Origin of the sequence: Sediminibacterium sp., assembly GCF_051861365.1 — a bacterium.
Taxonomy (GTDB): domain Bacteria; phylum Bacteroidota; class Bacteroidia; order Chitinophagales; family Chitinophagaceae; genus Sediminibacterium.
Genome location: NZ_JBHYCW010000017.1, coordinates 23,632 through 50,001, shown reverse-complemented (window position 1 = coordinate 50,001; position 26,370 = coordinate 23,632). Strand labels below are relative to the sequence as shown.

The 26,370-nt window shown below is 39.4% G+C and carries 19 protein-coding genes and 1 tRNA gene; 11 read left to right on the top strand and 9 right to left on the bottom strand.

Annotated features, from left to right (window positions below; all coding sequences use genetic code 11):
• Positions 1 to 35 precede the first annotated feature (35 nt).
• Positions 36 to 119, bottom strand: a tRNA-Leu gene (locus ACTIEV_RS09415).
• 146 nt (positions 120 to 265) lie between these two features.
• A complete protein-coding gene (hscB, locus tag ACTIEV_RS09410; RefSeq protein ID WP_322194420.1) occupies positions 266 to 739 on the bottom strand; it encodes a Fe-S protein assembly co-chaperone HscB in 474 nt (157 codons plus the stop codon).
• 149 nt (positions 740 to 888) lie between these two features.
• Between hscB and ACTIEV_RS09405 the strand changes: the two genes are divergently transcribed.
• A complete protein-coding gene (locus ACTIEV_RS09405; protein ID WP_322194418.1) occupies positions 889 to 2,088 on the top strand; it encodes an NAD(P)-dependent oxidoreductase in 1,200 nt (399 codons plus the stop codon).
• Between the two features lie 69 nt (positions 2,089 to 2,157).
• Here ACTIEV_RS09405 and ACTIEV_RS09400 read toward each other — a convergent pair whose 3' ends face one another.
• The gene (locus ACTIEV_RS09400; protein WP_322194416.1) at positions 2,158 to 2,889 is read right to left on the bottom strand and encodes a tRNA1(Val) (adenine(37)-N6)-methyltransferase; all 732 of its coding nucleotides are present in this window, start codon (positions 2,887 to 2,889) and stop codon (positions 2,158 to 2,160) included.
• Positions 2,890 to 2,942: 53 nt separating this feature from the next.
• Here ACTIEV_RS09400 and ACTIEV_RS09395 point away from each other — a divergent pair, with 53 nt between their 5' ends.
• Both ACTIEV_RS09395 and ACTIEV_RS09390 read left to right on the top strand, forming a co-directional pair.
• Positions 2,943 to 3,416 (top strand): response regulator transcription factor, encoded by a 474-nt coding sequence (locus tag ACTIEV_RS09395; RefSeq protein WP_322194414.1) that lies wholly within the window; start codon positions 2,943 to 2,945, stop codon positions 3,414 to 3,416.
• 118 nt (positions 3,417 to 3,534) lie between these two features.
• The gene (locus ACTIEV_RS09390) at positions 3,535 to 4,047 is read left to right on the top strand and encodes a DUF4199 domain-containing protein (RefSeq protein WP_322194412.1); all 513 of its coding nucleotides are present in this window, start codon (positions 3,535 to 3,537) and stop codon (positions 4,045 to 4,047) included.
• Between the two features lie 132 nt (positions 4,048 to 4,179).
• On the opposite strand, the gene ACTIEV_RS09385 is transcribed toward ACTIEV_RS09390, so the two are convergent.
• From ACTIEV_RS09385 to ACTIEV_RS09370, 4 genes are all read right to left on the bottom strand, one after another.
• Positions 4,180 to 4,941, bottom strand: a complete 762-nt coding sequence (locus ACTIEV_RS09385) for a succinate dehydrogenase/fumarate reductase iron-sulfur subunit (protein WP_322194410.1) — start codon at positions 4,939 to 4,941, stop codon at positions 4,180 to 4,182.
• Between the two features lie 9 nt (positions 4,942 to 4,950).
• Positions 4,951 to 5,346, bottom strand: coding sequence for a GxxExxY protein (locus ACTIEV_RS09380; protein WP_254005168.1), 396 nt, complete (start codon positions 5,344 to 5,346; stop codon positions 4,951 to 4,953).
• Positions 5,347 to 5,516: 170 nt separating this feature from the next.
• Positions 5,517 to 7,490, bottom strand: coding sequence for a fumarate reductase/succinate dehydrogenase flavoprotein subunit (locus ACTIEV_RS09375; protein ID WP_322194407.1), 1,974 nt, complete (start codon positions 7,488 to 7,490; stop codon positions 5,517 to 5,519).
• Positions 7,491 to 7,582: 92 nt separating this feature from the next.
• Positions 7,583 to 8,251, bottom strand: coding sequence for a succinate dehydrogenase cytochrome b subunit (locus ACTIEV_RS09370; RefSeq protein ID WP_322194405.1), 669 nt, complete (start codon positions 8,249 to 8,251; stop codon positions 7,583 to 7,585).
• Positions 8,252 to 8,532: 281 nt separating this feature from the next.
• Between ACTIEV_RS09370 and ACTIEV_RS09365 the strand changes: the two genes are divergently transcribed.
• The 3 genes from ACTIEV_RS09365 (at position 8,533) to ACTIEV_RS09355 (ending at position 13,287) form a co-directional block, all read left to right on the top strand.
• On the top strand, positions 8,533 to 9,783 hold the full coding sequence (locus ACTIEV_RS09365; RefSeq protein WP_178889167.1) for an ABC transporter permease: 1,251 nt from the start codon (positions 8,533 to 8,535) through the stop codon (positions 9,781 to 9,783).
• 42 nt (positions 9,784 to 9,825) lie between these two features.
• The gene (tsaD, locus tag ACTIEV_RS09360) at positions 9,826 to 10,842 is read left to right on the top strand and encodes a tRNA (adenosine(37)-N6)-threonylcarbamoyltransferase complex transferase subunit TsaD (RefSeq protein WP_322194402.1); all 1,017 of its coding nucleotides are present in this window, start codon (positions 9,826 to 9,828) and stop codon (positions 10,840 to 10,842) included.
• A 204-nt stretch (positions 10,843 to 11,046) separates the two neighbouring features.
• Positions 11,047 to 13,287, top strand: coding sequence for a tetratricopeptide repeat-containing sensor histidine kinase (locus tag ACTIEV_RS09355; protein WP_439516381.1), 2,241 nt, complete (start codon positions 11,047 to 11,049; stop codon positions 13,285 to 13,287).
• On the opposite strand, the gene ACTIEV_RS09350 is transcribed toward ACTIEV_RS09355, so the two are convergent.
• Together ACTIEV_RS09350 and ACTIEV_RS09345 are read right to left on the bottom strand one after the other, a co-directional pair.
• On the bottom strand, positions 13,284 to 13,430 hold the full coding sequence (locus tag ACTIEV_RS09350) for a hypothetical protein (protein WP_439516395.1): 147 nt from the start codon (positions 13,428 to 13,430) through the stop codon (positions 13,284 to 13,286). The two genes, ACTIEV_RS09355 and ACTIEV_RS09350, sit on opposite strands and share 4 nt — an antisense overlap.
• A complete protein-coding gene (locus ACTIEV_RS09345; RefSeq protein WP_439516380.1) occupies positions 13,364 to 14,059 on the bottom strand; it encodes a LytR/AlgR family response regulator transcription factor in 696 nt (231 codons plus the stop codon). The genes ACTIEV_RS09350 and ACTIEV_RS09345 overlap by 67 nt, the downstream gene beginning before the upstream one ends.
• Positions 14,060 to 14,710: 651 nt before the next feature.
• Here ACTIEV_RS09345 and ACTIEV_RS09340 point away from each other — a divergent pair.
• The 5 genes from ACTIEV_RS09340 (at position 14,711) to ACTIEV_RS09320 (ending at position 26,162) form a co-directional block, all read left to right on the top strand.
• Positions 14,711 to 15,142, top strand: coding sequence for a hypothetical protein (locus tag ACTIEV_RS09340; protein WP_439516379.1), 432 nt, complete (start codon positions 14,711 to 14,713; stop codon positions 15,140 to 15,142).
• An 11-nt stretch (positions 15,143 to 15,153) separates the two neighbouring features.
• On the top strand, positions 15,154 to 21,273 hold the full coding sequence (locus tag ACTIEV_RS09335) for an HYR domain-containing protein (protein WP_439516378.1): 6,120 nt from the start codon (positions 15,154 to 15,156) through the stop codon (positions 21,271 to 21,273).
• Between the two features lie 138 nt (positions 21,274 to 21,411).
• On the top strand, positions 21,412 to 23,037 hold the full coding sequence (locus ACTIEV_RS09330) for an ABC-F family ATP-binding cassette domain-containing protein (protein WP_322194391.1): 1,626 nt from the start codon (positions 21,412 to 21,414) through the stop codon (positions 23,035 to 23,037).
• Positions 23,038 to 23,140: 103 nt separating this feature from the next.
• Positions 23,141 to 23,518: a hypothetical protein gene (locus ACTIEV_RS09325; RefSeq protein ID WP_322194389.1), complete on the top strand. Its 378-nt coding sequence runs from the start codon at positions 23,141 to 23,143 to the stop codon at positions 23,516 to 23,518.
• 85 nt (positions 23,519 to 23,603) lie between these two features.
• Complete coding sequence (locus ACTIEV_RS09320; RefSeq protein ID WP_439516377.1) at positions 23,604 to 26,162, top strand: M14 family metallopeptidase; 2,559 nt, start codon at positions 23,604 to 23,606, stop codon at positions 26,160 to 26,162.
• The last annotated feature ends 208 nt before the right edge of the window (positions 26,163 to 26,370 follow it).

The window sequence follows — 26,370 nt, the reverse complement described above, 5'->3', positions numbered from 1 at the left end:
AGATAAAAAAAGCAGCAAATGATTTGCTGCTTTTGTGCCCAGAACAGGAATCGAACCTGCACTACCTTGCGATAACCAGATTTTGAGTCTAGCGCGTCTACCAGTTCCGCCATCTGGGCTTTTTATTGGGCTGCAATGATACGATAAAATTTGATCCGCCAAAGGCGGATTGTAAATATTTTTTTGTGCCAAAGGCACAAAATATCGATTAACGTAGTTGTTCTGAGGCTTTAGATAACCTCATTTTCAATCCGCCTTTGGCGGATCAAATTTTACTCAAATACTTCTTTTTAAAATAGTACTCTTTCACTTGCAGCAACTCTTTTTCGGTAGTAATACCCTCCTGATAATTTGTAATAATCGCTTCCACAGGTTCATATATCTGCTTTTTTAGTTGATCAATCGTAGCAGCAATACTGTCAGTATCGCCTTCTTCCCTCAACTCATTCAACTCCATTACTTCCATTAAAAAATCGGGGGATAACTGGTATTTTTCCTCCTCTTCCAGTAATCCCTTCAATTGCAATACATATTTGATGGTCTCATCAGGGTCTTTTAAAGTTTTGAAGGCTTTATTCACCTGTGCAGACACCTGTAATGCTTCTTCCTGCTCTTCTTCCGAAGCCTGTATATAACGATCCGGATGATACTTTCGCTGTAACTCGAAATATTGTTTCGATAACTGACCGGTATCAGGTTGCAGGGTGATGGGGATGTTGAATAATTCGAAATGGTTCATGGATGTGAAAAGTCAAAAGTGAAAAGTCAAAAGTGAAAAGTGAAAGGGGGGTATTGTGCTACTATCTTTTCACCTTTCTCCAAAGGAGTCCTGTGGACACTTCTCACTTTTCACTGCCTTAAAACGCTATCTTGCCCAAAATTACTCCAATGCTCGTTATCGGACTTATTAGAGAGGGAAAAATTCCTGCGGATAACCGGGTGGCACTTACACCCGGACAATGCAAATGGTTGCAAAAAAATATTCCCGATCTGAAAATACAGGTACAACAATCACCTAACCGATGTTTTACGGATCAGGAGTATCTAGATGCCGGCATTGAAGTGACCGATGATTTGTCTGATTGTTTGATTCTGTTGGGTATCAAAGAAGTACCGGTGAGCATGTTGATTCCGAATAAAACTTACCTGTTTTTTTCTCATACCAAGAAAAAACAACCCTATAACCAGGCTTTGTTACATGCCATGATGGATAAAAACATCACGTTGATTGATTATGAGTGTCTGGAACATACGGATGGACAACGTATCATTGGCTTTGGATTTTTTGCCGGTATTGTTGGGGCGCATAATGGAATCATGTGTTATGGTAATAGAACAGGTGCTTATCATTTGAATAGGGTAGTAGAAGTAAAAGATTATCGTGAATTGATCCATACTTATTTTGGACTTAAACTTCCAAATATCAAAATTGCCGTAACCGGTAGCGGACGTGTAGCGCATGGTATTTTGGAGATCATGAATCTGATGGATGTTCAGGAAGTAGAGCCGGATGAATATCTGAACCGCTCATTTACCTATCCGGTATATGTGCATTTGAAAGGAAGTGATCTGTATCGCCATAAAATCAATCGTACTTATCAACGGGATCATTTTCACCATCATCCGGAAGAGTATGAATGCATTTTCAAACAATATTGTGCTGATACCGATATTCTCATGAATGGTATTTATTGGGATCACAATATTCCCCGCTTATTTGAAATGGATGACCTGCGTGCTGCTGATTTTCGCATACAAACCATTGCCGATATTACGGATGATAAAGGCGGTAGTGTACCTTGTAATCTGGGTGACGGTACCATTAACGATCCTGTTTACGGCGTTGATCGATCTTCATTTGAGAAAACTGCGCCTTATTTGTCTAATAGTGTAGATGTAATGGCAGTAGGCAATTTACCCAATGAATTACCCCGCGATGCGAGTAAATATTTTGGGGAACAACTGATTAAATATGTACTGGAAGATATCAGAAAAGGCGGTAGTGAAACCATTGATCGTGCTACCATTCTTTTTAAAGGGAAACTGACTCCGTATTTTGATTATTTGGCGGATTATGCGGCACATTAATTGAATTGCCACTGAGAACACTGAGATACACAGAAACGATTCAGTGCTTTTCTGTGCCCTCAGTGGCAACTAAAACGCTAAATAATAATCCCTCAACAAATCCCTAAAGTTCTCGGTATACACCCCATTTTCTTTGATACGAATGGTCTTCTCTTCGCTAGCTGTAATAGATTTTTCAAACCAGAACATCACCCGAAAAGGCGTATGTTTTTCTGTCTGACAAACCTGTACGAATTCAGAATACGTCCAGCCCCATTGTTTAGCCAACTCCATTGCTTCTGTTTGTCTATGTGCCGGCAATAACAATGCAAATTTGCCATTGGGTTTGAGTAATCGAGCCACATTTTCAAACAAAGACACCAATGTTAATCCGCTATCATGTAAAGCGAGGTTGCGATCTGTATCGGGACTTTTAAGATCGTTCTCATAAAAAGGTGGATTGGAAATGATCAGATCATACGGTTCACTCTTCCATTCCAGTATGTTGACAGGGTGCACGGTTATTTGATCTTTCCATTTGGAAGCTTGTATGTTTTCTTCTGCTTGTTGAGCAGCGGAGTGGTTGATGTCGATGGCATCAATCCAGCCATCGCTTTTTTGCGCAAGCATCAAGGGCAGTAATCCTGTACCCGTTCCAATATCCAGAGCCCTACTATTATTCTTCCTGTCAACTGTCAACTGTCCACTCTCCACTTTCCTCCCCACCCAAGCTCCAAACAAACAAGCATCCGTGCAAACTTTCATCGCACACCGATCTTGATGGATGGTGAACTGTTTGAACTGAAAATAGGAGTTGGGCATTTTACAAAGGTAAGGTCGTGGGGTTTTGAAGAGGAGTTATTATCTTAGAGAAGATGAAAACTAGGGTTCTCAATAAATACAAAACGGTTGGATTGTATGGCTTATCACTGGCTCTTCTTTTACTGTTATTAAGATGGCTGGAGTTGAAATTCCTGATCTATCAGCATTCTTTTGAGATCTATGCAGGAATGATCGCATTATTTTTTACCGGATTGGGTATCTGGTTATCCCAAAAACTTACGCGACCTAAAACAGAAACCCGAGTCATAGAGAAAACTGTATATCGTGACCCATCACTTCCTTTTGAAATCAATAGAAAGGAAATGGAGCTATTGGGTATCAGCGAAAGAGAATTAGAAGTTTTACACTTGATGTCACAGGGGATGAGTAATCAGGAAATAGGCGCTCAATTATTTGTATCGCTGAATACGGTCAAGACCCATGCAGCACGAATTTTTGAAAAACTGGATGTGCAAAGAAGAACGCAAGCAGTTGAAAAAGCAAAAAAGATCGGTTTGATCGCGTAAGGATTCATGCTTTTGGATGATTTCCGGACGAGATCATCAAAATCACCCGAAAGTATGAACAAAAAGATAGGCAGACATCCGACTTTAGCGCATCATTTATCACCCTAAACCAACACATATGAAAAAAGTGGTTCTTGTCAATGGCATTATTGCCGGATTGATCGTCAGTGTATTGATGGTAGCTTCTACCCTGTATTTTAAATCTTCCGGCGATCATGAAAACGGAATGATCTATGGATATGCATCCATGATTCTTGCCTTCGCTTTTATTTTTGTCGGTATCAAAAGCTTCCGCGACCGATACAATAATGGACTGATTAGTTTTGGAAAAGCCTTTAAGATTGGACTATTGATTGCATTGATCGCTTCTACTTTTTATGTAGCTACTTGGTTGGTAGAATACTTTTATTTCTTTCCTGATTTTGCAGAAAAATATGCCGAAGTAGAACTTGCAAAAGCAAAAGCTGCTGGAGCCACTGAAGCTGAATTGGCCAAGCAAACAGCCGAAATGGCCAGTTTTGCAAAATGGTATAAAAATCCACTATTCAATGCCCTCATGACCTATGCAGAAATTTTACCGGTAGGATTGTTGGTTTCTTTGGTGAGTGCTTTGTTGTTGAAGAAAAAATAAGAAGCTTCTAGCTATCAGCTACTAGCTGCTAGCATTTTTAAATCATCTTATTGCTAATGAATAAAGCCATTCAATTTTATGAATGGCTCTATTCATTAGTCTTGAAGCTAGTAGCTAGCTGCTAGCAGCTCTTTACTCCGCCGTCAAACTCGCCATCAAATATTCCTGATTCAAACGAGCGATATTGCTGATAGAAATTTCTTTTGGACAAGTTGCTTCACAAGCACCGGTATTGGTACATGCGCCAAAACCTTCTTTATCCATTTGCGCTACCATGTTCATGACACGTGATTTGCGTTCAGGTGCACCTTGTGGCAATAATGCGAGGTGTGACACTTTTGCGCTAAGGAATAACATCGCTGAACTATTCTTACACGCAGCCACACAAGCACCACAACCAATACACATAGCCGCTGCGAATGAGCTGTCTGCTTTATCTTTTTCAATGGGTAGGGCATTACCATCCACAGCATTACCGGTATTCACGCTGATATAACCGCCGGCTTGAATAATGCGATCGAAGGCGGAACGATCTACCATCAAATCTTTGATCACCGGAAACGCATTGGCTCTCCATGGTTCTACTACAATAGTATCACCATCTTTGAAAGCACGCATGTGCAACTGACAGGTGGTATTGGCCTGCCATGGACCATGGGGTTTTCCATTGATGTACATGGAACAAGCTCCACAAATACCTTCACGACAATCATGATCGAATGTAACAGGATCTTCGCCATCACGGATAAGTTGCTCATTCAGCACATCAAACATTTCCAGAAAACTCATTTCTGAAGAAATGTTTTCAACTCGATATAATTTAAACTCTCCTTTTGATTGGTTATTCTTTTGTCTCCAAACTTTGAGATTCAAATTCATGTGGTAGTGTTCCATATCACGATGTTATAAGTGTTTCTTGTATTTATTACTGAAGACCTTTCTCTTAAACTGTGGTGTTTTACCAAAGTTAAGTAAGAGTCCGACTTCTATATTTGTTGCTTTTAGGTAATTAGTTAATTGAGCCTCATGGGCCTCCACAATACCTTCAGCAGCTTTGATCTCAAGTATAATCACATCGTTCACTATAATATCAGCAAAATATTCGCCAACTTCAACAGTATCATAATAAACGCATAAACGTACTTGCCGTTGTGCGATTAAACCAGATTTTCTTAGTTCAAATAAAAGAGCTTTTTCATAAACCTTTTCCAAAAAACCATAACCTAATTCATTATACACAGTGTAGTAGCACCGTAATATCTTATTCGTAAGGTCAGATAATTGAAAACTTACATTCATTTTGAAAAGGCTTAATTGATCAATAAATCATCATTTGCCTTTTCTTTCTTTTTTCTAAGAACAATTATCGATATCGTATGATAGAACGCAGATTTTCATGATCTTCATGATTTTTCATGATAGTATCTATCTGCGCAAATCATGAAAATCATGAAAATCCGTGTTCTATTCTACTTGTAATTACGCTGACTAGGCTTAATTACATCATAATTCAATGTTTCTTTATGTAGTTCCCACTGGTGTTCACCTTTGAACTCCCAGGCAGCTACGTACATAAAGTTAGCATCATCACGTAAAGCTTCGCCTTCTTCTGTTTGCGATTCTTCGCGGAAATGTCCTCCACAACTTTCATTACGGTTCAATGCGTCTATACACATCAGTTCTCCTAACTCAATAAAGTCTGCAACGCGATTGGCTTTATCCAACTCCGGATTCATTTGTTCAATTTCACCCGGTATACGTACATCACTCCAAAACTCTTTCTTCAATGCCTGAATCTCAGCGATGGCTTGCTTCAATCCTTGTTCGTTTCTAGCCATACCGCATTTATCCCACATGATCTTACCCAAACGCTTATGGAAGCTTTCTACAGTTTGCTTTCCTTTAATGTTCATCAACTGATGAATACGATCATTCACCGCTTTTTCTGCTTCAGCAAATGCAGGATGATCAGTAGCAATTGCATTGCTATAAATTTCATCTGCCAGATAATTGCCAATGGTATATGGAATCACAAAGTAACCATCGGCCAATCCCTGCATCAGTGCAGAAGCACCCAAACGGTTGGCACCATGATCACTAAAATTGGCTTCACCTAAAGCATACAATCCCGGAACCGTAGTTTGTAATTCATAATCTACCCACAATCCACCCATGGTATAGTGAACAGCAGGGTAGATGCGCATCGGAACTTCGTATGGATTTTCACCTGTGATCTTTTCATACATATCAAACAGGTTACCATACTTTTCTTTTACCACTTCTTTACCCATGGCAATGATCTCTTCCATGCTGGCATTGCTCTTTCCTTGCTTATTGGCTTCTGTGCGTCCGTATCTTTCAATGGCAGAAGCATAATCCAGATAAACAGCCTGCTTAGATGAACCTACACCATAACCCGCATCACATCTTTCTTTCGCAGCACGAGATGCTACATCTCTTGGTACAAGATTACCGAAAGCAGGATATCTTCTTTCCAGATAGTAATCACGCTCATCTTCCGGAATATCAGTGGCTTTACGGGTATCATTTTGTTTTTTAGGCACCCAAATTCGACCATCATTACGCAGCGATTCTGACATCAATGTCAATTTAGACTGATGATCTCCGCTCACCGGAATACAAGTTGGGTGAATCTGTGTAAAGCAAGGGTTGCCAAATAAAGCACCTTGCTTGTGTGCTTTCCATGCCGCGGTTACATTACTTCCCATGGCATTGGTAGACAGATAGAATACATTACCGTAACCACCTGAACAAAGCAATACTGCATGACCAAAGTGACGTTCCAGTTTTCCACTCACTAAGTCACGAGCAATAATACCACGTGCTTTACCATCGATCTTAACAATCTCGAGCATTTCATGACGGCTGTACATCTTTACATTACCCAATGCCACCTGACGCTCTAATGCTTGATAAGCACCTATCAATAATTGCTGCCCGGTTTGTCCGGCAGCATAAAAAGTTCTTTGTACTTGCGTACCACCAAATGAACGGTTACTCAATAATCCACCATATTCACGAGCAAAAGGAACACCTTGGGCTACGCACTGGTCAATGATATTAGCACTCACTTCAGCCAAACGATGCACATTGGCTTCGCGGGCACGATAGTCGCCTCCTTTGATCGTATCATAAAAAAGGCGGAAAACACTATCACCATCATTTTGATAGTTTTTGGCAGCATTGATACCGCCTTGTGCAGCGATCGAGTGAGCACGGCGAGGCGAATCCTGAAAGCAAAATGCTTTCACTTTATAACCCAGTTCGCCCAAAGATGCAGCAGCAGATGCGCCGGCAAGACCGGTACCTACGATAATCACTTCCAACTTACGTTTGTTGGCAGGATTCACCAACTTACAATGTCCTTTGTAATCTGTCCATTTACTTTCTAAAGGTCCTGCGGGAATTTTCGCATTCAGCATACGAGACGATTTTTGAAGTGAAAAAGAGTAAAAGTGAAAGGTGAAAGGTGAAAAGTGAAACGGATTTTTCACTTTTTACCTTTCACTTTTCACTATTGAATCCATTTAAAATAAAAACTAATAGGCATCATCGCGAAAACCAGTGGAACAATCACTGAGAATCCATATCCGATGCTTACCAGCATTTTGTTATATTTTTTATTGTGAACACCAAGTGTTTTGAAAGCACTCTGGAATCCATGTGCCAAATGATAAGCCAGCGAAATACAACCGATCACATATACAATAACAACCCACAGAACGCTGAACTCCGTTTTCATTTTTTCATACAAATTGATTTCCGGGCCTAAAAGAAATCCCTGATTGGATCTGTTCGGAAACCAGAAATGAGACATGTGCATGATCAGGAATAACAAGATTAATGTACCCAACAGCCCCATACTGCGACTATACCATTTGCTGCCATCGCTGTATGCTACTGCATAACCTACAGAACGTTTTTTCTTGTTTTCAAGGGTCAGGAGGTAACCTTGGTAAATGTGCAGGATAAAACCTACAAAAAGTCCGATCTCAAGAATGCGGGGAACCCAGTTGCCACCCATGAAATGGGCTGCATGCAAAAACATTTCACCTCCATCATTGGCCCAAATACAGGCATTCAATCCGGCATGAACGATTAGAAAGAGGATCAGGAAAATACCGGTAAGTCCCATGACCAGCTTCTTTCCAACTGATGAAATAAATACTTGTTTCCAGGTCATATCGCAAGTTTATGTTTTAAGAAATCGCTGCAAAAATAGCACAGAAGGAGATAGCTATTTCTCAAACGAAAAACTTTTTTCATGCATAATGTTGATAAACAATAGGAAATAAGCAATTGTTCTCGTTTTTATGCCTGTTTTTTATGTTGTTGAACTTGAAATAGTCCTGTGGTCATGCTCTTTGAACATTTCAGATGTATAGACCACAAACTTGTCTTTTTTATGCTTTCCCATCCATAAAATTCTCACCATCTATTCCTGTTCACACCTTACATTTGAATATGTTTAAGCTGCTCAGCATATTGTGGAATAGTTTCCGGATGGCACTTCAAGAGTTGAGGGTCAATAAACTACGTACTTTTTTATCGCTGTTTGGCATTACCATTGGAATTTTCTGCATTATTGGTGTATTGGCTACTGTAGATAGCTTGGAAAGAAAAGTACAGAATGATATCAAAGCATTTGGTAACAATACAATTTATATTGATAAATGGGATTACAGTGGCGGTGGTCCCGACTATCCTTGGTGGAAATTTGTGAAGCGTCCGGCTATGAAAGAAGCTGAGATGAGCTTTATCAAAACGAAAAGTCAGTTGGCCAGCAATATTGCCTTTTTTGTATCCACCACATCTAATATCAGTTACAAAGACAATATTCTCAGCAATATTAATCTCTACGGCATCACACAAGAGTACAATGCTATTCAGACAATTGAGATCGACCAAGGACGTTATTTGAATGAGGCGGAATTTTTACGTGGTACAACCTCCGCCGTGATTGGTTTTTTTGTTGCTGAACAATTATTTGGCTCTCCTCAAAAGGCTGTGGGTAAACAGATCAGCTATAATGGCAAACGATTGAATATAGTGGGTGTGGTGAAGAAGCAAGGTCAAAGTTTTGTTGGAGGATTTGATTATGATCAATCGGTATTGGTATCCTATAACTATTTCGCCAGTGTATACAATCCGGATTTGAATAGTCCTGTCATCATGGTACAAGGTAAACCCAATATCTCTTCCGCGGCATTGGCTGATGAACTAACGGGTGTGATGCGACAACTGAGAAGGTTGAGTCCGGCAGAAGAAAACAATTTCTCCTGCAATGATGTGGCACAATTTAGTGAACAGGTAAGTGGTTTCTTTGGACAAGTGAGTGCAGGTGGTTGGGCAATTGCGGGGTTGAGTTTGATTGTTGGTGCATTTGGGGTAGCCAATATTATGTTTGTAACGGTACGGGAAAGAACCAGTCAAATTGGATTGAAAAAAGCAATTGGAGCTAAGAGAAGAACCATTCTTACGGAGTTTTTATTAGAGAGTGCATTTTTATGTATCATAGGAGGATTGATTGGACTGGCATTGGTTTGGTTGATGTCCTTGGTTTTAAGTGCAGTACTTCCATTCCCCATTTATATTGCACCCAATATTATCATTCTCGCGTTGAGTATTTGTATTGGATTAGGTATTATTTCCGGAATTATTCCGGCATCCATTGCAGCTAGAATGGACCCGGTGGTTGCGATCAGAACAAAATAATCAGCATCAACTCTTTTCTTACTGTAATTTTGCAAACCATTCATGAATGCGGAATTTATCAACCAGTCAATTTCTATATTAGCCATTGAGTCATCTTGTGATGAAACCTCTGCATCTGTATGTGTAGATGGAAAGATATTATCCAACTTTATCGCCAATCAAACCATTCATGAACAATATGGCGGCGTGGTGCCGGAACTGGCGAGTCGCGCCCACATGCAAAATATTGTTCCGGTTGTGCATCAGGCACTGTCAACTGCCAACTGTCAACTGTCAACCATCAATGCTATCGCATTCACACAAGCCCCCGGTTTGATCGGTAGCTTACTAGTAGGAGCACAGTTTGCAAAATCCATGGCATTATCATTGAATATTCCATTGATAGGGGTACATCACATGCAGGCACATGTATTGGCGAACCTGATCAAGGAATCGGCACCTTCTTTTCCTTTTTTATGCTTAACAGTGAGTGGCGGACATACACAGATCGTATTAGCCCGTTCACCGTTGGATTTGGAAGTGATCGGAGAAACCATTGATGATGCTGCAGGAGAGGCCTTTGATAAAACAGCTAAGCTCTTGGGATTGCCTTATCCCGGCGGCCCCTTGATTGATCAATATGCCAGAACAGGAAATCCCCAAGCATTTCGTTTTGCAGAACCGCAAATACCTGAATTGAATTTTAGTTTTAGTGGACTGAAGACATCGGTTTTATATTTTTTACAAAGGCAATCGCCGGATTTTATCCAACATCATCTCCATGATCTTTGTGCTTCTGTTCAGTACACAATTGTAAATATCTTGATCAAGAAATTGAAAAAAGCGGTTCAGCAAACCGGAATCAGGCAAGTGTGTATAGCTGGGGGTGTGAGTGCCAATAGTGGTTTGCGTAATGCGTTGAAAGAAACAGGTCAAAAACATGGATGGCAAACTTTTATCCCCGCTTTTGAATATTGTACCGATAATGCGGCGATGATAGCCATCACTGCTTATCATAAATACCTACACCAGGAGTTTATTGATTTAGATGCGAGTCCGACAGCAAGGGCTATTTATTAAAATTGAACAGTATATTGTTAAGAATTTCTAAAGTCTTATATTACAACGCTTTGTGCTTATTTATTCGCAAACAACCAACAAGTGAGAAAATCAATACCCCCGATTCCTACATGCGCTTTCTATAACGCGCTTCCTCTTATTTCTTTAATATCATTTTATAACGCAGAACTGTTCTGATTTTTTATGATGCGTTGTTTCATTCTAATGTTTTGTATTATCGGCTTTTGTCATACCAAAGTTCATGCACAGTACTCATCTGAAGCGGATCTTATCAATGCACTCAGAAAGTATCCCAAAACAGATTCTATCAAATTGAAGTTGTATGATGAAGTGTTCAGGTATTATGGAAGTCGTCAACAATACGATCCGATGGAGTTGTATCTTGATAGTGTTCGTATACTCTCTACAAAACTCAATTTGAAAAACAAGCTTTATGATGCGCAGTATAGAGCGGCTTTGTTTTATCATAGTAAGACCCGGTATTCAGAAGCGCTGGCGCACTATCAAGAATCATATGCTATTGCGGATGCTTCAAATAATACTTATGGCATGGCTCGTGTTCTTTTGAATACCGGCGCTATTTATATGGATAGTAAGGACTATGTCAAAGCACTTGAGAAAAATCAGCAAGCCATTCCTCTGTATGAAAAATTAGGAATGAAAAGAGAAGTGGGCAGTTGTTATATGAATATTGCTGAAGTGTTTACAGACTTAAATCAGATTGATAAAGCATTTCCTTATCTCAATTTAGCGCTTGGGTTATTTATTCAAAATGGGCCTAATTCAAGAGGAGTAGGGGTTGTTAGTGAGGCAATGGGGGTTGCTTTTATGAAGGCGAAAGATCAGGATCTCATCAACTTGGGTGTTTTGCCATCACAACGGTACAATCATGCACTAGAGCATTTTAAAAAAGCGCTTCCTATTGCACTTCTTGAAGACGATCCTGCTTTAGCAGCATCCATTAATGCGAATATTGGTGAAGTGTATGGGTTATTGAGTGATCATACAAAAGCCAAACAATATTTTGAAACCGTGATGAATCTGGATCAAAAGCATGATTATCATGTTTCTTCATCCAAAAATAAAATCAGGTATGCACAATATTTTTTTTCACAAAAAAACTATACTGCCGGATTGCAAATGGCACATGCTGCAGTGCGTATCGCTGATCGATATAAAATTCCAGGCAATCTGCAAAACGCCTATGAACTCATTAGTAAAATGCATGAGCAATCGGGGAACTATGATAGTGCATTACTTTATTTTCAGCAATATGTAGTTATAAAAGATAGCTTATTCAATGCCGAAAAAGAAAGAGAAATTACACGGAAGCAGTTGGTACTTGATTTTGAGGTTAAAGAAAAAGAATACAGATATAACAGGCAATTATTGGATAACGAACTGAAGCAGCAGGTATTATTAGCTGCTACGCAAAGAGGACAATTGGAGCTTGCAAAAAAGCAGAAGGATCTACAACAGCTACTTTTTTTGCAACAGAGAACCAAGTTACAGAATGAAGCTAGTTTACAAGTTGCAGCATTTCAGCAGCAAAAGGATAAGTCAGACTATGAGCAGGCCATTGCTAAAGAACAGATCGATAATCAACAACTGGAACTTAGGTTTAATAAGTACTTGAATTTGTTTTTTTTGATCTCTGTGATTGTATTGCTCATCGGAGGTACTATTATTTTCTATAGTCAACGAAAAGCTAAAAAACTAAATCTTATTATCTCTGAGCAAAAAAATTCACTTCAGGAATTATTGGTTGTAAAAGATCAGTTATTGGGCACCATTAGTCATGATATGCGGACTCCGATTAATTCTTTGATGGCATTTACTTATTTATTAGATAATCAAACGCTTTCTCAAGAAAAACTTCGCATATATACTGGGCAACTGAAAAATACTTTGGGCTATACGCAAGAGCTATTGGATAATTTATTGAAATGGGCAAGTACACAAATGAAAGGATTTTCGCCTCAACCCATTCAGCTCCAACTCAATGAAGTAATACAACAAGCGCTCTCAGGATTTTCAGATAGTATTTTACAAAAGCAATTACAGATTCAGCAGAACATTGATATAGATGTTAATGTATTAGCCGATAAAGAAATGTTATTATGTGTAATTAGAAACCTAATAAGTAATGCTGTTAAATTTAGTTATCAAAATGGTACAATACGAATTCAAGCCGCAAAAGATAGTAGTGGGAGTTATTTGGTTATTCAGGATGAAGGAATTGGTATCGCAGCAGATAAGCTAAAATATATCAATGATCCAGTAGCTAAAGTGGTGAATTCTTCATTAGGTACTAGCCAAGAAAAAGGAAATGGTCTTGGGGTATTATTGTGTAAATCCTTTGTTCATTTAATGAAAGGGTCTATTCATTTCAACAGTTCACCGGGGCATGGAACAAGCGCTCGAATTGATTTTGAGCGTTGTTAATCTCCGAAACGTTTTAAAATTTTTTTGTCTAACACAGATTCAATTAAGTTTTGCCTGTAAGACATACTCAGAGGAATTACGCTCTTATCAGACAAAAGGATCTCATTATTATTGACGGTATTCGTTTGGAGAATATTAATGATAAATTGCCGATGTACCCGTTTGAATATTTTTGCGTTAGTTGTTTTTCGATATTCTTTAAGCTAACCAGTACTACAAATTTTTTTTGTCCGGTTGTATGAATTCTAGAAAAATCGCCCATACTTTCAATAAATGTTATTTCCTGAATGTTCAGTTTTGTATAGTTATTATTTTCTCTGATAAAGAAAAATCCATCTGTTGAGATATGACTGCCAATTTCTTCCAGTGTAGATTCTTGCTGAATTTTATCTGAATAATGATGAGATTGATTTTTAATCTCGATGTAATCTATGGCTTTATCAATGGCTTTTTGTACTCGCTCAAGGGTTGTGGGTTTAACGATATAATCTATGGCATCTAGGTTATAACTTTCTGCGGCGTATTCTGGATAAGAAGAGATAAAAATAAAGACGGGAGGGTTTTGAATGCCCTTTAATAAATTGATACCATTTAATCTTGGCATATCTACATCCGAAAACACTATATCAATCTGGTGTAAAGATAAGTATGCACTTGTTTCTGCGCCATCCGTGCATTCTGCAACTACTTTAACTTTTTTGATTCTTGATAAATGTGACGCAATTACATCTCTTTCAATTATGTTATCATCAGCAATAAGTACAGAATACATATGGGTATTAGATAAGGGGATATCCTGTAAAGATAAGGTGATGTATGCATTCTATATATATGCTCAAGAAAGTCAACGGGATTTAATCAATTTTTAAGTTCCTGATTAAAGTTCGACAACACCTTTTATAAGCTTATTTTATAGACATGTATAATCAATACCTGAAAATTATAGTCTACTGTTTTCAGATGAGTAACCATTTATTCTAATCGAAGCATATTGTAAGTGAGGATACGGTATGTTTTTTTTAGCTAAAAACACTGTATTTCTTTAGGTTGGTTATCGTAATGTTAGTGTTATGATGTATATCGGTAATAATATTATGAATGATATACCTATTAATATAGGTTACTATTATCGGTTAGCTCTAAGGGAAAGATTTATGGCAACATAGACTTGGTTTTAACAAGAAAGCGTATATCTGATTTTGTGTAGTAGTGTTTTTAATCTACTGAAATAGCTGCCTTATCGATTATATGACGGGTATTATCAAATGGTCTTTTTCTTCTAGCTATTATTGTAGACATTCATTAAACGTAGTTGATATACTACGTTTTCGATATGGCTTAAACTACATTCAGTAAAATTATTTTACTGAAGTGGATAAAGCGATAGCGATCTATTTCATCCGTTTAACCAAAACTAACTGCTATGAAAATGTTTCTAAAGCGGTACGGTATTGTATTGCCTGTACTTTTTTTCTTTTTGTCTCTTTCCATTTCTCTTCATGCAACATCTTATCAACCAAAAGAAGAAGTTGTCTATAAAAACTGGGATAAGCTTGGTGAGTCCAGTAATCATATAGATGTATTTGGTCGTGTCATCAAATGCACTACTACCAATCAGATACACCTGATGATTTTCAATGAAAGCAGTGTAGATCAGGTTAGCAAATTTGTGGTTGAAATAACGAATCCAGTAACTCAACAAAAATTTTCTAAAGAAGTATCATTCAGCACGATTAAAGCAACTATTTACAAAGCGGAATGCAATAGTGATGCTAGTACCAATGTGCTGAAAATTGATCTGCCTGAAGGATATGATCCTACTCAGGTAAAAATTGCTATTGAATTCAAATCCTAAAAAACCTGTACATGAAAAAAATATTACTATTACTAACGGTCATACTCATGTCCTGCACTACTTTGTTGCAGGCACAGGTATGTAATAAACCTACCATCAATAGCTTTTCCCCAATAACGGGGTTTATTGGTAGTGTGGTGACCATCAATGGATCAAATTTTGATCCTATTCCTGCAAACAACCAAGTGTTTTTTGGGGCAACACAGGCTCAAGTAATCTCGGCATCGTTTGGGGTACTTGAAGTGAGGGTACCTGTTGGTGCTACATACGGACCTATTACGGTTCGTAATGCATGTGGCTTAGTGGGTGCTTCCCCATTATCTTTTAATGGAATTTTTTGTGGTACCAGTATCAACTCCACCACCTATAGCACAGTTTCTTATTCTGCCAATGTAAGTGGAGGTTACCAAATGATCTCTCAAGATATTGATTTGGATGGGAAACCTGATTTACTTGTTTGTGGTTTTACGGCGAACAGAGTATCTGTTATGCGCAACCAGAGCAATCCAGGTTCTTTTAATTTCGCGCCAAAGTTTGATCTTGTTTTCCAGGGAGCTACTCGTTGTATATCAACCGGAGATTTCGATGGTGATGGGAAGATAGATATTGCAGTAGTCGATAATGGTATCAATGGTATACGTATTTACAGAAATACGAGCGTTCCCGGAACACTTAGCTTTGCAACTCCTGTTGATATTCCTGCAAGCAGTAGTTACCAACTGGCAACAGGTGATATCAATGGTGATGGAAAAATGGATCTTGTATATGGTTCAGGCCCCAATATTGGAGCATTACGTAATACATCTACGACCGGAAGTATTAGTTTTGCAACTGCACAGATTTTCAGTAATACCTTTTATTTAACAGGGGTAGCTATTGCCGATGTAGACGGTGATGGCAGACCTGATGTTGGAACCAGTTGTCCTAGCGATAATAGTGTAACAGCATTGAGAAATACAACTGTGCCGGGTTCTACTACCTTCTCCTTTGCTTCAGCAGTTTCTTTTCCAACCAATTCTTCTTATCCTTATCGTTTATTCTTAGGTGATTTTGATAAAGACAATAAAATAGATTTTGTAACCAATAACCACAATGGAGGTACAACATCTGTTTTCAGAAATACATCGGTACCCGGTACGATCTCATTTGCACCAACTGTTAATCTCACAAGCACTAATGCAAACTATCGTTTGGGTGTGGGTGATGCAGATGGAGATGGCAATGTTGATCTAGTAACCAAGTCAAGCGGAGTGAGTGTCTTTTCGGTATACAAAAATACCAGTTCAGGTCAGGGTAATATATCATTCGCTCCTCGTGTTGACTATCCCGGTCAGGCGGAAGTGAGTGGCATTTTGATTGGAGATCTGGATGGTGATTATGTTCCTGATATTGCAACCAGTGGTATCTCATTCAACACACTTCGTGTGCATAGAAACAATAGCACTGTTGTAGACAATACAGCACCTATTGCTTCTTGTAAAAATATTACTGTGGCTTTATCGCCCACTGGTACTGTAACCATTACCCCCCAGATGGTAGATAATGGTTCCAGCGATGCTTGTGGTATCCAATCATTGGCATTAAGCAAAACGAATTTTACTTGTGCGGATATCGGAGCCAATAATGTAACCTTGACAGTAACAGATCGTGCCGGAAATGTTTCAACCTGCACTGCTGTAGTAACCGTAGCACCTGCTGCTGTTATCATCGCAGGTCAATCAACCGTTTGTCAGGGACAAACAGTTACCATGAGTGCAAATCTGGGTGATAGTTACCAGTGGCAGAAAGATGGTGTGGATATTAATGGAGCCGCTTCACAAACATATGTAGCCACAGTTACCGGTAATTATTCTGTAACTGTTACCAATGCAGGTGGATGTTCCGGTACTTCAAGTCCTGTGACTGTAACAGTAAGCCCTGCACCTGTTGTAACCACAACACCTTCCGGTAATGCAACACTTTGTAATGGGTCTTTGGTGATTACTGCTAGTGCAGGTAGTGTTTACCAATGGAGTAATGGTGCTACAACACAAGCCATTACAGTTACACAAGCAGGTTCCTATAGTGTAACCGTTACCAACCAGTTTGGATGTACTAATACATCTGCACCGGTAGTAGTGGGCGCTACTGATAATGTGCCTCCTGTAGCTAAATGTAAAAATATAAGTGTAGCCATCAATGCCAATGGTACTGCTTCTATAACGGCAGCATCTATAAACGATGGTAGTTTTGATAATTGTGGAGCTGTGACGCTCTCTATTAGTGGCCAGACTTCTTATAGCTGTGCTGATGCCGGAAATACTTTCAATGTAGTATTAACAGCAACAGATGCTCAGGGTAATCAGAGCAGTTGTACAGCAACTGTATCAGTAATAGATCCTAACTCTTATTGTAATCAACCTCCTGTAGCTGTTTGTAAGCCGCTGACTGTATCAGCAAATGCAAATTGTCAGGGTATAGCTGTTGCAGCTGATTTCAATAATGGGTCAAGTGATCCTAATGGTGATGCATTGACTTATTCGGTATTGCCGGCCGGACCTTACGCAAAAGGTGTGACAAATGTGGTATTGACAGTTACTGATAGCAAGGGAGCGAGCAGTACTTGTTCCACTACTATTACGGTAGTAGATGACTTGGCACCGGTAGTAACAGCACCCGCTAATGTAACAGTGAATACGGATGCAGGTGTATGTATCGCAACTAATGTTAGCCTAGGTACTCCTGTCGTTTCAGATAATTGTACTGGCTGGACTGTAACGAATAATGCACCTACACAGTTTGAAAAAGGTGTAACAAATGTTACCTGGACTGTAACCGATGCCAGTGGTAATGTTACAACTGCGGTACAAACAGTAACCGTCAAAGATGTAACACCACCGGTAATTATTTGTCAGCCAAACGTAGCAGTTAATAATGATCCGAATAAATGTGGTGCTGTTGTAAACTACGCGGTGAATGCAACTGATAATTGTGTTGGACCATCAGGTAGTCTCACATTCGCTTATACAGGATCCATCATCAATTGGACTGTTCCTGCAGGTGTTACAAAAATAAATATCAAAGCATTGGGAGGTCGCGGTGGTAATAGTATCAATGGATTTGGTGGAGGTGGAAATGGTGGAAAAGGTGCATCTATCCAAGGCGACTTTACTGTGGTTCCGGGTCAAGTATTGCAAATACTGGTAGCCGGACATGGGGAGGATGCGATTAATAGTACGAATGTTTTGAATACCGGTGGAGGTGGTGGTTCCTTTGTTTGGAACAGTACTACCGGTAATACATTGATGTTGGCTGCCGGTGGAGGAACAGGTCTTGGTACCTGTAACTCACAACAGGCTAAACCGGGTCTGGCTACTTTAGGTGGATCAGGTAATGGCGGACTGGGAGGTAACTTTAATTGTGGTATTAACAATGGTGGTGGCGGCGGAGCCGGATGGTTATCCAATGGTGGCGGCACTGTTGCTAATCCAGGTCTGGGTGGTAAATCTCCTCTCAATGGAGGCAATGGTGGTGCAGGTGGAATTGGAGGCAATGGATATTTCGGTACTGCTGGAGGTTTTGGTGGTGGTGCCGGTGGCGGTGGTAATTGCGGCGGCCCTGGTGGTGGTGGTGGTTATAGCGGTGGTAATGGCGGTGATAATACACTTTGTGGTGCAGGTACTCAACCTGTAGTAGGTGGTACATCTTATAATCAGGGTACCAATCAAGTAAATATTACCGGTGTAAATGACGGCCATGGTCAGGTCATCATCAGCTATCAAGGTTCTTCTGCAACCATTACTCAAACAGCAGGTTTGCCAAGTGGCTCTTTGTTCCCAGTTGGTACAACAACCAATACTTTTGTAGCTACTGATGAATCAGGAAACACATCTACATGTAGTTTTGATGTAGTAGTTACAGATGTTCAAAAACCAGTTATTTCAAATTTGCCAACAAACATTAGCGTATCAAATGATGCTTCGGTTTGTGGTGCCAAAGTAAACTGGACTGCACCAACTGCAACAGATAATTGTCCGGGTGTAACCATTAGCTCAACACATGCGCCAGGTTCTCTGTTCCCTGTAGGGAATACTACAGTTACTTATACAGCAACTGATGCATCTGGAAATCAGGTAAGCGGAAGCTTTACTGTAACGGTGAATGATACAGAAAAACCAACCATTGCGGCTCCTGCGGCTATTCAGGTGAGTAATGATGAGGGACAATGTATAGCAACACCAAGTCTTGGAAATGCATCAACCGGTGATAATTGTGGTGTGCAATCTGTAGTTAATAATGCACCAGTTACATTCCCGGTTGGAACAACAACTGTAATCTGGACAGTAACAGATATTCATGGTAATGTATCAACAGCTACACAAACAGTAACTGTTAACGATACAGAAAAACCAGTAATAGCATGTCTTACCAATCAGGTATTCTGTGCAAATGTTGGCGGAAACAATAACTATAACATTCCAGTTCTCGTTCAGTCTGATAATTGCGGTATTGCAAGTACATCTTATGTTGTATCAGGTGCAACTTCAAGATCAGGAAATGGAACCAATGCAAGTGGCGTATTCTTGATAGGTACATCAACAGTAACTTATACAGTAACAGATGTTCATGGTAATGTATCGAACTGTAGTTTCACTGTGAAGATCAATCCTTTGCCGGTACCTACTGCCCAGGCGGCATCACCAAATGTATTCTGTAAAGAGTTTACGCTTACAGGATTTGGTAATCAGAACGGACCATTCGCTTATAACTGGTCTCTGAATGGCAATACAGTAGGTAGTACACAGGTATTAACTTTAGGATTAACAAATCCGGATGGATTGTACAAACTGTTTATCACCGATGCAAACGGATGTACCAGCGAGTTCCCTGCTACTTATCAGTACAACAAACAAAACCTGACCAACAGTTATACCATCCTAGCTTCTAAAGAAGTGAAACTGGGGGCGTATAATGAAGTACAAACAGGAAGTGTGGGTGTTATGAGCAGTAAAGGTGAAGCAGAATTCAAAAAATACAGCAAAGTGAACGGAGCTGGATCTTTTGTAAAGGCGCCGGAAATTGATAAAGATAAAGGTGTAACTATATTAAGTCAGATTATTGGTGTGGCAACAGTAAGTTTACCTACTATGCAGTATAATACCAGTGTAACGAAATACTTGCCGAGCAATACGGTGGGTGCTAATACAACGGTAACTTTAAATGGTAACTTCAAAGATCTGAATATACGCAAGGGTGCTAATGTAACATTGAATGGAACCATTTTTGGAAGCATTAAAGTAGAAGAAGGAGCCAGCATCAGGTTTACATCTGCAGTGGTAAATATTGAAGAATTAAGAGTTGATAAAGGTTCAAAAACCACAATGAGTTATGTTCGCTTTACACAGCCAACCAGTGTGCGAGTAAGTAAAAATGTAAGTATTGGAAACGATGTAATCGTGAATCCTGATTACCATAGTATAACATTCTACTTGGGTGATACAAAATGTGATGAAGAGAAGTTCTATGTAAAAGGAGATGATACCAAGATAGTAGCCAATATTTATATACCGAATGGGAAACTGAAAATACGTGGTGGTAATGGTAATGATGATGATGATGATAGATGCGACCATAAGGCACACAGTTCTAAGTCATGTAAGCATAACAACAATAAACATGGCCATAAAGATTGTAATCACAATAGCCATAGTGAAAAAGATTGTGATGATAATGTACAAATGGTTGGCTTGTTTATAGCCGAAGAAGTAGAAAGTGAAGGTAAAAACGTAATCTGGAATAATTTTAGTTGTTCAGCTCAAGTGCCAGTCGTAACAATAACTAACACGAATACTAATGCTACATTGACAGCAGAAACAGTTAAACAACCGGATACCCAATCAGCTACTCAATTACAAGTAACAGTAATGCCAAATCCAAGTGCTTCTGTATTCACTATCAAACTGCAAAGCAAATATGATGCGCCGGTTCAAATGCGTATCACAGATGCAACAGGAAGAGCTGTTGAAAGCAAGGCTAACTTGGGTGCTAACAGCACTGTACAGGTAGGAGCAAGCTTTATGAGCGGTACTTATTATGCTGAGTTTACCCAAGGTAACCAACGCAAAGTGGTACAGTTGATTAAAGTGAGGTAACAAGCGTCAGTTTTTAATAGGATAGAAGGGGTTGTCAGCAATGACAGCCCCTTTTTGTTGCCTAAGAAGGCTTTAGGAAAAACAAAGATAAATCCATTGTTTCACCGTAATTTTGCCGCCTGAAAAACAAAGCAAGCAATGATCAGTGCAAGAAATATCACCCTGGCTTATGGTAAAAGGGTATTGTTCGATGAAGTAAATATCAATTTCATAAAAGGGAATTGTTATGGTGTAATTGGTGCCAATGGAGCCGGTAAATCAACTTTTCTCAAAATATTGAGCGGAGAAATTGAACCCAATAAAGGATCCGTTGAGATTACCCCCGGTGAACGTATGTCATTCTTAAAACAAAACCAGTTTGAGTTTGATGAATGCACTGTTCTCAATACCGTGTTGATGGGCCACAAAAAAATGTGGGATATCATGCATGAGCGTGAAGCCATTTATGCCAAAGCTGATTTTTCTGAAGAAGATGGTATCCGTGCCGGTGAGTTGGAAGCCGAATTTGGTGAAATGGGTGGGTATACCGCTGAAAGTGATGCCGCTACCTTATTAAGTAGTTTGGGAATCAAAGACGACATGCATAACAGTCTGATGAAAGATATCCCATCCAACATGAAAGTGCGTGTGTTATTGGCGCAGGCATTGTTTGGAAATCCTGATATCCTCTTATTGGATGAACCTACCAACGGTCTGGATATCGAAACCATCGGATGGTTAGAAAATTTCTTAGCCGACTATGAGAATATTGTATTGGTGGTGAGTCACGACCGACATTTTCTGGATACAGTTTGTACACACGTTGCAGATGTGGATCGCTCAAAGATCAAAGTGTTTACGGGTAACTATACTTTCTGGTACGAGTCATCACAATTGATGAGTCGACAGATCAACGATAAGAACAAAAAAGTAGAAGAGAAGCGTCAGGCTTTATTGGACTTCATTGCTCGATTCTCTGCGAATGCATCGAAAAGTAAGCAGGCTACATCCAGAAAGAAAGCCTTGGAAAAATTAACGATTGAAGAAATTGAACCATCGAATCGTAAATATCCGGGTATCATTTTTCAGCCCTTACGTGAAGTGGGTAACCAGATATTGAATGTGGAGAATCTGAAAAAAGCAGTAGATGGACGTGTGTTGTTTGATAAAGTGAACTTTAGTATCAATAAAGGAGAGAAGATAGCTTTTATAAGTAAGGATCCATTGGCAGTAACCAGTTTCTTTGAAATCATCAATGAAAAAATACAAGCAGATGGCGGAAAGTATGAGTGGGGAACCACCATTACAAAAGCATACCTGCCGGTAGAGAATAATGAATTTTTTACAGAAGGGTTAAACCTGATGGATTGGTTGCGTCAATTTGTTCCATCACATGTAACAGATGCTGATGAGCCATTCATTCGTGGATTCTTGGGTAAGATGTTGTTTAGTGGGGATGATATCATGAAGAAGACCAATGTATTGAGTGGAGGAGAGAAAGTACGTTGTATGGTAAGTAGAATGATGTTGCAGAATCCGAATTTAATTGTATTGGATCAGCCTACCAACCACTTGGATCTGGAAAGTATTCAGAGCTTCAACGAAGGTTGTATCAGTTTCCCCGGAATCGTGTTGCTGACTTCTCATGACCATACATTCATGCAAACGGTTGCCAATCGTATCATTGAGCTAACACCTAAAGGTATCATTGATCGTTTGATGACATTTGATGAGTACATGGAAGATAAGCGTGTGAAGGAATTGAGAGAAGAAATGTATGCATAATTCGCCTAGTGCGAATTGTCTTACCGTATTTCCCGCAAATCTTTTTAGAAGGGTTGTTTTCATGCCGATGAATAGTACATTAGCATGACAATAACTTTTCTATATGTCAGTCATTAAACTACCGCTTTTATTTGTTGGCTCGAAAGGAGAACAGACATTGTACACTCTTTTTGATAGTGGAGCTAATTTATCTTGTATACATCCTGACCACATCGATAGTATAGCCAATAAGGACAAATTACCATCATCTCGGTATATCACTACCGCCAGTGAAGGTCATCGTATAGAAGTAACCTATGTGGCGAGACTTGAATTTTATATTAATGAAGTAATGGTCAGTGATGAATTTTTAGTGGTGCCCGGTTTGACTGAAGAAGCAGTCATAGGTGCCGTCACCATGCAGAAGTGGCGAATGAAATTGGACTTCGATCATGATACTGTTTATGTGGATCCAAAAGTGATGATCATGCAATTGATCTGATTTCTTTTTGTATTCACCTATTAGGCCATTCAATTCATGAATGGCTTTTTTGTTTTTCCTATCTTAGGCAACTTAAATAGCCATTATGAGAAACTTGCTTTTTGCTGTTGTCCTGCTACTGACTATTGGTGTGCAGGCTCAGAATTTAGATTACTACTTACCTAAAAATGTACGGTACAATCCGTCAATTCCTACACCCGCTTCCATAATTGGTCATGAAGTGGGAGAGTGGCATGTTACACATGATCGTTTGGTGAATTATATGAAAGCAGTGGATGCTGCTTCAGATCGTGTGACTTTACAGCAATTGGGTACTACTTATGAAGGACGTTCACAATTGGCATTGATCATCACTTCTCCAAAAAATCATCAAAATCTAGAACAAATACGTCAACAGCATCTGCAGTTAACACAGACCAATCAATCTGCAAACCTGAATCTGAATGAAATGCCTGCTGTTGTTTGGATTGGTCATAGTATTCATGGTAATGAGAGCAGTGGTTCTAATGCTTCCTTATTGACCACCTATTATTTAGCTGCCGCGCAAGGCCCGGAAGTAGATGCTTTATTAGACAAAACAGTGATTTTGCTAGACCCTTCTTTTAATCCGGATGGATTGAATCGTTTTGCAACCTGGGCAAATATGCACAAGAGTCAGACCTTGGTATCTGATCCGCAAGCTAGAGAGTTCAATGAAGTATGGCCGGGTGGAAGATTCAATCATTATTGGTTTGATCTGAACCGTGATTGGTTACCCGCACAACATAGAGAAAGTCAGAATCGCTTACAATTGTTTCATCAGTGGAAGCCGAATATTTTGACAGACCATCATGAGATGGGTAGTAATGCTTCATTCTTTTTTCAACCCGGTGTGCCATCAAGGGTGAATCCGAATACGCCGGCAAAGAATCAGGAATTAACAGCTGCTATCGGAAATTATCACGCTAAATTCTTTGATAGCATCGGCTCTTTGTATTTTACGAAAGAAGGTTATGATGATTTTTATTATGGGAAAGGGTCTACTTATCCTGATATCAACGGAGGAGTAGGTATTCTTTTTGAACAAGCAAGTAGTCGCGGACATGCGCAAGATACGGAAAATGGATTGCTCACTTTTCCATTTGCTGTACGCAACCAGTTTACCGCAGCACTGTCTACTTTAGAAGCTGCAAAACAGTTGCGGGTGGATATGTTGAAATACCAGCGTGATTTTTATAAAGAAGTGGAAAAAGAATCCGCAGCTTATCCTGTCAAAGCTTTTGTAGTTGGTGATCAGTATGATCGAACCCGTACAAAAATCTTTATTGAAATGCTGTTACGCCATCAGGTAGATATCTTCAGCCTTAAACAGGATTATGTGGCAGATGGTAAACAATTTAAAGCGGGTAAGTCCTTTGTTATTCCTGCCAATCAGCAACAATTCAAAATCATTAAAACTGTTTTTGAAAAAACATTTGAGTATAAAGACAGTCTTTTCTATGATGTAACCGCCTGGACCATGTCACTGGCATTTGGTATGCCAACTGCAGAGGTTAAAACCAGCTACGATCAATTGCTTGGAGTTAAAGTAATAAATGGAGTACCATTAAGTATCCCCATTATGAATTCGTTACCGAATGCCGCTGCCTATGCTTTTCGCTGGGATGATTATAATGCGCCTAAAGTATTATATGGATTACAGGCAAAAGGTATCAAGGCTAAGGTAGCCACGCAGAAATTCAAAATGATGGTAGATGGTAAGGAAGAATCTTTTGAATATGGTACTATTGTAATACCTGCGGCAACACAGGTACTAAAAGGGAAAGAACTGGCTGTTATGATCGCCAAAGAAGCTGAAATTAGTGGTGTTGAGTTATTTGCATTGCCAACTGGTTTGGCTACTGGTGGAATCGATCTGGGAAGTGCCAGTTTCAACAATGTAAAACAACCGAAAATTATGATGTTTGGTGGCAATGGCACCAGTGCTACAGATGTGGGAGAAATATGGCACATGATCGATATCCGATACAATATACCCGTGAGTATTGTGGATGTAGATCGCTTTAATTCCATCAATGCCGATAAATACAACGTGATTATCATGCCTTCGGGTTCTTATAACAATTTGAATAAGTCTGCTCAGGATAAATTAAAAGAGTGGATAAGTGCTGGTGGAACCTTGGTAGCTACAGAAGATGCTACCAAATGGCTTGCTGCCAATGGATTTACCAAAGTGATCTTCAGAAATGCGGAGGAAAAAAGAGATACAACTTTACAATTGCCTTATTATCTCCGTTCAGATGAAATGCGTGCAAAAGATATGGCTGGTTCCTTATTTGAAGCACAATTAGATCTTACCCATCCATTGGCCTATGGTTACCGCCAACCGTCGGTAACCATTTTTAAATCGAATACCTTATTCATGGATCAGAATAATAACCCATATGATTCACCGGTGATGTATACCGATAATCCTTTGCAAAGCGGGTATTTGTACCGTGGATATAAAGAAGTGGTTAAGAAAAGTGCTGCTATCAACATCGATGCAGTAGGCCGGGGAAAAGTAATTTCCATGGTCGATAATCTCAATTTCAGAGCCTTCTGGTTGGGAACTTCCAAACTATTCATGAATGCGGTCTTCTTCGGAGACATCATCAGATTATAATCCCTATTTCTGTGATTTTCAGTGCTTTCTGTGGCATTTATTGCCACTGAGGGCGCAGAAGGTCACAGAATTTTTTTTGAAAATTTGGGTGGAGGGGTGAGGAAATGTGGAAAACCAGCCTCAAAAATTACTTCCAAATGAAATTTTTACGGAAACTGTGAACAAATTCATTAAAAAAAGAGAAATTCGTATGGATATTTTGGAGCAT